General features: G+C 40.2%; 1 protein-coding gene. It reads right to left on the bottom strand.

Annotation, left to right across the window (positions count from 1 at the left end; all coding sequences use genetic code 11):
- Positions 1-33: 33 nt before the first annotated feature.
- On the bottom strand, positions 34-1,062 hold the full coding sequence (locus HMPREF0518_RS09230; protein ID WP_003627975.1) for an IS30 family transposase: 1,029 nt from the start codon (positions 1,060-1,062) through the stop codon (positions 34-36).
- Between the last annotated feature and the right edge of the window lies 1 nt (position 1,063).

Raw genomic sequence — 1,063 nt, 5'->3', positions numbered from 1 at the left:
CGCAAATTGCAATAATAAATTGAACACTTTTGGTTAAGCTGTTTGATAGATTTGATCCAGTTCTCTTTCAAAGATTTCATCTGGTGTATGATAAGCCAATATCTTTCTTGGCAAGGAATTACACCAAGTTTCAATGTTAATGATTTGTTGGAGAGAATAGTTATGGATATAGTCGCCTTTAGGAATGAATCTGCGAATAAGCCCATTATGTCTCTCTACAGTTCCTTTATCACAAGAAGTATATGGATGAGCATAATAAACCAAGGTTTTGGAAATATCTTCCAGCTGAGATAGATCTGCAAATTCAGAGCCATTGTCAGTCGTAATAGTTTTAAAGATATCATTCCAATGCTCACTGTATTGCTTACGCAAGCTTTTAAAGGCATTCATTACGCTGGCTACTGTCTTATCTGGAATCTTAATAATTAAGAATTCGCGACTCATGCGTTCGGACATGGTTAGCAGCACTTCGTCGTCCTTGGTTTTATGGCCTAAAACAAGGTCACACTCCCAATGCCCAAACACATTGCGTTTATTAACTTCCTGTGGTCGTTGCTCAATACTGCGGCCTAGCTTCTTCTTATTTTTGCGAACGCGATGGATTTTGGTATTGCGTTTGAGCTTTTCTGGCAAATCGTAGTTGTGGATGCTTAGCAGACCTTGATCGACATAATTATAAAGCGTCCTGGTGCAGACAATATCGCTGCTGGCAAATTCACCCACAGCAGTGCAGCGATTACTGCAGACATCGAGTGACCAGCCATCTTCAAAGAAGTGCCGTTGAACGTAATCAATAAATCTGTGCTTTTTGAGAAAGTCAGATTTTCGACCACAGTGCTGACGATGGTTTTGATAAACGCTTTGACCTTGCTGGGCTTTATAACGTTTGATATTGCCGTGATACAGCTTAACGGTTCCTCGCTTAATCTCATAGTGAATTGTACTAGGAGAACAACCGATTTCTCGTGCAATGGAGCGTAAAGAGCAATGATCTTTCAAACGAGTTTGAATAATGACCCGTTCTTCGAGCGATAAATGAGTTCCTTTTTTGCGCTTGTCCATG

Origin of the sequence: Lactobacillus helveticus DSM 20075 = CGMCC 1.1877 (genome assembly GCF_000160855.1) — a bacterium.
GTDB classification, from domain to species: domain Bacteria; phylum Bacillota; class Bacilli; order Lactobacillales; family Lactobacillaceae; genus Lactobacillus; species Lactobacillus helveticus.
Note: the sequence above shows the minus strand (reverse complement) of the source record. Positions and strands in the feature narration are given on the sequence as shown.

Excerpts from the sequence above, each read along its gene's own strand:
- HMPREF0518_RS09230 (WP_003627975.1), bottom strand. The coding sequence starts at position 1,062 with ATGGACAAGCGCAAAAAAGGAACTCATTTATCGCTCGAAGAACGGGTC.